The sequence below is a fragment of the Lyngbya sp. CCY1209 genome, assembly GCF_055795065.1.
Genome location: NZ_JAYFER010000427.1, coordinates 1 through 5,598, shown reverse-complemented (window position 1 = coordinate 5,598; position 5,598 = coordinate 1). Strand labels below are relative to the sequence as shown.

The 5,598-nt window shown below is 43.0% G+C and carries 6 protein-coding genes; 4 read left to right on the top strand and 2 right to left on the bottom strand.

The genetic code is table 11. From position 1 onward, the window contains the following. The first annotated feature begins 136 nt into the window (after positions 1-136). Both AC0QHF_RS13085 and AC0QHF_RS13080 read left to right on the top strand, forming a co-directional pair. Entirely contained in the window at positions 137-409 is a 273-nt protein-coding gene (locus AC0QHF_RS13085; protein WP_324704661.1) for an FmdB family zinc ribbon protein, read from the top strand. A 204-nt stretch (positions 410-613) separates the two neighbouring features. Beyond that, a complete protein-coding gene (locus tag AC0QHF_RS13080; protein ID WP_324704660.1) occupies positions 614-1,381 on the top strand; it encodes a ferritin-like domain-containing protein in 768 nt (255 codons plus the stop codon). Between the two features lie 245 nt (positions 1,382-1,626). Here the strand turns inward: AC0QHF_RS13080 and AC0QHF_RS13075 are convergent, their stop codons facing one another. Further along, positions 1,627-2,985 carry a helix-turn-helix domain-containing protein gene (locus AC0QHF_RS13075; protein WP_324704659.1) on the bottom strand — a complete coding sequence of 453 codons (1,359 nt, stop codon included), beginning with the start codon at positions 2,983-2,985 and terminating at the stop codon, positions 1,627-1,629. A gap of 125 nt (positions 2,986-3,110) precedes the next feature. After that, positions 3,111-3,419: a hypothetical protein gene (locus AC0QHF_RS13070; RefSeq protein WP_324704658.1), complete on the bottom strand. Its 309-nt coding sequence runs from the start codon at positions 3,417-3,419 to the stop codon at positions 3,111-3,113. A 312-nt stretch (positions 3,420-3,731) separates the two neighbouring features. Between AC0QHF_RS13070 and AC0QHF_RS13065 the strand changes: the two genes are divergently transcribed. Beyond that, complete coding sequence (locus tag AC0QHF_RS13065) at positions 3,732-4,409, top strand: hypothetical protein (protein ID WP_324704657.1); 678 nt, start codon at positions 3,732-3,734, stop codon at positions 4,407-4,409. Between the two features lie 113 nt (positions 4,410-4,522). Next, on the top strand, positions 4,523-5,598 hold a 1,076-nt coding region (locus AC0QHF_RS13060; RefSeq protein WP_324704656.1), incomplete at its 3' end, for a calcium-binding protein.

Genomic DNA, 5,598 nt, shown 5'->3' with positions numbered 1-5,598 from the left:
AACAAGGGGGACTTTCAGACGCTGTGGTGTGATCAGTCTGATCCCCCATTATCCCCCTTAACAAGGGGGACTTTCAGTTAATCTGGGGACGTCGCGGACTTTAAAATTACCGTATTTTTCATTGAGGAATTGTTGTATGCCGCTGTATGAGTTTCGCTGTGCAAATTGCGGGGAGTTTGAGAAATGGCAGATGTTGGCGGAGGTGGGAACTCCGGTGTCCTGTCCGCAGTGCGATCGCCCCAGCGAGAAAATTTTTTCACCTCCGAATATTAATTTGAATTCGGGGGGTTTGAATTTGCGGCGGACGGAAAGTAAGGAACCGCAACTGGTGAAACGCGATCGCGAACCGAAATCCCCCCGATACAAACCAAGTCGGTGCGATCGGCCCTGGATGATCGGCCACGGTTGAATCATCTTGTAGCTGAAAAGTAGGGTGTGTTCCGGGGGTAATACTCATCCCGATTTTGGTTGGACAGCACCCCCCGGAACGCACCATCATCTCTCTCAATGGTGCGTGCCCCTCTACATCTACCTCTATTCTATTGGTTGTCAAGCTCAAATTTAATGACTACAATGTGAAATTGTCACCAAGTGGTCAACTGTTAACAATCCGATGAAACGTACAAATCTGGCAAATTCTATCCCAGACGATTATTTTAGCAACTGGCTTGAATATTGCGAAAAAAATAGAAAAAATCATCTAAAATATTTGGGAAAAATTGAGAGAATAACTCCGACAGAAGCTCAAAGAATTCACCATTCAGTCCAAGAGTTTCAATTGGGAGAAGCCAGCGAAGGCTTGCAGTTAATTAAACACGCCCAAAGGTGGAGCCAGAAAATTGATAATCCTGATTATATAAAAATTATCAAACTTTTTATCGGGGAAGAAAATCGTCATAGCCGTTATTTGGCAGAATTTTTAAAAAGTCAGAATTTAACTTTAGGAACAGAATCTTTTACCGACAAAGCTTTTCGTGCCATTCGTAACTCATTTGGACTAGAAATGTCAATTCGAGTTTTGGCTGCGGCTGAGATTATTGCCACAATTTACTATCCTTGCCTAAGGATGGCTACCTCCAATGAATATTTAAAATCAATTTGTCTTAGGATTACTGAAGAAGAAATCGAGCACGTTAAATTTCAGATGCAGAATTTGGCAGCATTAAATATTGAAAAGAATGAGATTTTGTTTCGCTTCTCTAACCTTCTACACCTCTTTTTTATTCTGGGAACGAGTATCATGATTTTACCCATTCATTCACCCGTAATTCAAAGCAAATATGGAAACAACCCCATCAATTTCTTGAAAGTTGTTATTGGCGAAACAAAAAAGTATTTGTCATTAATCAAACAGTTGAGAGAACGGCTGATTTTACCGTGATAATTCCAGATGAGTTAAAGCCGATCACACTGCTATATCAAACACCTACATTATGCCCTTTGACAGTTTGTGTAGGAACGTCGCCAATTAAAAAGAGGTTGAAATGAGATTAAAAGTCAGTGAAAATGGCTTGGTTATTCCCCCATCTTTTAGGAGAGGTGAGTGAAGGTTATCATCGATACTAAAGTTTGAAGCCGCTTCAGAAGATGGCACCCAGGAATCATAACTGTTTAAGCGGACATGATCTAACTCATCAAATTTTTGACATACTGTGCGATCGCGGGTTGCAGTGTTAACCCTGATGATTTTTCGAGGAAATTCCGTTTTTTCAGGGATTGTATCGCCTTCAAAAAATCCGAGTCTGATAAAAGTTCGGGGGGGTTTTTGCCGATCTCTACGGGTTGCTCTTGGTTTGCCAACCACCGGATGAGGATTTGCTCGGATTCTGACAGGCGTTGATAATGTTGTTTGAGGATGGGTTCCAAGTCTCCCAAAAATAGGGTGGGATAGGAGAGAAATTGCCGGACGCTACCGTTAAATAAATCGAGAATAGCAGTGGCAATTATATTTAACCATAAAGGGTTGCTGTTGTAAAGCTCGATCAGCCGCGACCATTGATTTTTGTCTCGGAGTTGTCTGGCGGTGAGGAGTTGGCTGGCTGATTCCCCCAAGCCGGAGAGTTGTAGCGTTTTGCAGTGGCAGTCTTCGGCTTCTAGGGTGGCGATTTCTAGGGGTTGTTCCCAACTCAGTAGCAACAAACAACTCTGATGGTAAAATCGCCCAATTTCGTCGATGAGGCGCCCATAGTTTTGGTATTCTTGCCGATAATTTCCGACGCATTCACCCGGGTTTAAGGTTTCTTGTAAGTCATCGAGGATGATTAAGCAACGGTGGTTTTGCAGGTGGTTTAAGATGGAAGTTCTGGAGTTTAAGTGGTTGATGATTGATGGGTTTTGGGTGGGGGGAGGTGGGGCGATAAATTCGATGATGTGGGTTTGCAGGGCGTTCAGGGTGGGGAATTTTCGATGGCTACGCCACAGGATGCGATCGAAGTGGTCTTTGATGTCTTCTACCAGTCGTCTGGCGAGGGCGGTTTTACCGATACCTGACAATCCGGTGAGGGTGACAATGCGGCAATTTTCCGTCAATATCCACTGCTTGAGGGTGGCTAATTCGTGGTTGCGATCGTAGAATCGAACATTTTCCGGGGCTTGGCTGAGGTCGTGGCGGGGTTCGGATGGGTTCCTGGGGGCGGGCGATCGCTTTTCGGGTTTTTCCCAATGATTGTATGGGTCGTTACAGAGATTTATTTGATTGCCAATAAGTAACCCATCATTGTAGTAAGAGAACACCCCATTTTCGAGGAGCGATCGCACATTCTTTTTTCTGACATCTTCTCCCAACAGATCCGACAAAAGTTTCCATAATTCCGATGCCGACTTTCTCACATGGTCGTTGGTACAGTGGTATTCTTCTGCGATCGTCTTGTATCCTTTCCCTTCCCACGCACCCTCCAAAATAGCCCGTTGCAGCGAGTCCAGATGCTTCCCCGTCCTGTCAAAAATCAGATGATCCGTCCACTGCAAAGCTTCTTGCATCTCCATAGCTTCTCAACCCAGTTATAGTGTGTCCTCCTCTGACCCCCCATTATGTCACATTATCCCCTGTTTTGCCACAAAATATCACAATTTTACTTTTCTTTACTTTTAAATCGTTGATCAAGACCCCCTTAAATGCCACTTTTATGGTCTTGACGAATGATAAATAAGTTAAGAAGATAAGAAGCATGATTCAATCCTGCCCTGACTTCATCAGGATTAATTTTTGTGAAGTTCGCAAAGGAAGTATTATGACAACCCACTCCGCTTCGGGCGATCGCATTGTCGTTGGCTATATCACCGGTAAGCATGGTCAATACGAAGTGTTTTATAGGAAAAATAAAGATTTGTACTTTCACAATTCGGCTGGAACTGTAGGGACTGGCTTTCGGGTCACTTCTAATGGCAATTATGCTGCCCCGGATGGAACGATTTACCATAATAATCCCAGTGTCATTTCTGCCATTCAGAATCGATACAATTTGGGAAAATATAGATAGTTAAATTAAGGAAATTTAAAATATAATAGATGTAAATAAATGCGACCCAAAATTCCACATTCTAGTAATCTTTGAGGATCAACTTATGCAATACGAGTACAGTATCAAAGTCGCTGATGTAGAGAAAGTGAATACAGAATGTAATGCAATGGGTCAACAAGGTTGGGATCTGGTAACTGCTTTCCCCTATTCGAGGGTTAATTGTTGCAATCAATCTGTTCCGACTGTTGTTTTAATTTTCAAAAAATCTGTATGAGTTGTTTTCATAAAAGTCGTGATAGCATCAGCCTTGGAAATCTAAAAACGCCTGCTTTTTCAAATTTTATTGAAAATTTAGGCATGACCCCTTTGCTGGCTCATCATCCCGCTTGCAAGTATCATCACAATCACATTATTTGGGTTGGAAACTTACCCTTCTGTCTGGGTTGTTCGATGATGGGTTCCGGAATGATTGTAGGAATTATGCTGATTCCTTATTTGGGAATTTTAAAGGATTTACCGTTTTTTGTCTTACTTTCTCTAGGGGTTTTACTTTATATTCCGGCGATACTCCAAATCTGGATTCAGCAAAAAACTTACAAAATTCTAGCCAGATTTTTTTTGGGAGTTGCAGTCATTTTTCTCTGCTATGCGGGTTTGTGGTTGACTCCGAACTCGACGATTGGATGGATTTTAAAGCTGGGGTTTATCACAATTTTTTATATCGTTTGGCATCTCACGTTAAGGTTGCGATCGCAATATTCAAAGTCTCCTTGCCAAAATTGCCCGGAAGGACGCTTTCCTCTCTGCTCATACACAACGCATCGAATTCCTAAATTAGCCCAACAATATTTTTTAGAATCTGATGGAACCAACTCAGAAGCCGATGAGTTTGTCACGGCATTACAGTCCGTATATTCCCAACCTCAAAAAGACACAATCTCAAGCTAAAGGAGCATTTTATGATGACGGGTTAACGGGAATGCGATCGCATAGTGTTACAGCCCTATCTCTACAATCTTTTGACTGTTGTAAATTCTTGAAACTCTGAAGGAAATACCATCATGCTTTCTGATATTATCACCGAAAACGGCTTGGACTTAGGCATAGCTACGGCTGGGAACGACTCTATTATCATGTCTCAGCTTCCCTCAGACCAAACTGCCTATTTCAGTGCATCACCTTTTCCAGATGCGATCGCACTTTTAGAGGGAGACGATTCTGCACTGAATGACAATACTGGAAGGATTTTCTACGGCAACCAAGGAAATGACACCATGACTGGGGGAGGCGGAAACGATACCCTCTTTGGCGGTCAAAATGATGATTTCCTCGAAGCTGGAGGTGGCAACAGTATTTTGTTCGGCAACTTGGGTAATGACAACCTGAGTGGAGGGCCGGGAAATGACAGTCTGTATGGCGGCGCGGGTAATGATGTGGTGATTGGAGGCTCTGGAAATAGCATTGTCTCCGGTGATAAAGGATTAGACACTTTAACAGGTAGTGGTGGCGCCAACCAATTTATCCTAGCATCATCGGGGGCTGACCGGGATGTGATTACTGATTTCCAACCCGGTATCGATAAGATGAGTCTCCCCGCAGGTGTTACCTTTGCTGATTTAGAGGTTCGGGGTTCTGGTGGAAATACAGAAATTCTCCGCAATGGTGAAGTTGTAGCAATTCTAAATGGTGTGATTTCTTCTTCCATCAGTAGCAATGACTTTATCACAGCCGGACAAGAAACGCCACCTCCACCGCCGCCACCAACCCCCGTTGAAGATCCGCCACCGCCCAATAATTCGACCCTTGCAGAAGCCAGTGAATTGGGAGTATTAACTGAAGATGGCTTGGTACTTCAAGATTTTGTCGGCGATGAAGATACTTATGACTATTATCGGTTTACACTTCCAACTAATGGTCAATTCAGTGTGGAATTAGGTAGTGTAACTGAATCAGCAAGAGTTGAACTGATTAAAGATTTCAACAATAATGGAGAAATTAACGAAGGGGATGGTGATATTTTAAGTACAAGTAGCAGAGCTGACTCAGATTCTAATGCCACAATCAGTAGAGCAATTCAGGGAGGCACTTATTATGCAAGAGTCTATCCTGCCTTCTCTTCTGGCAATACCAACTACGA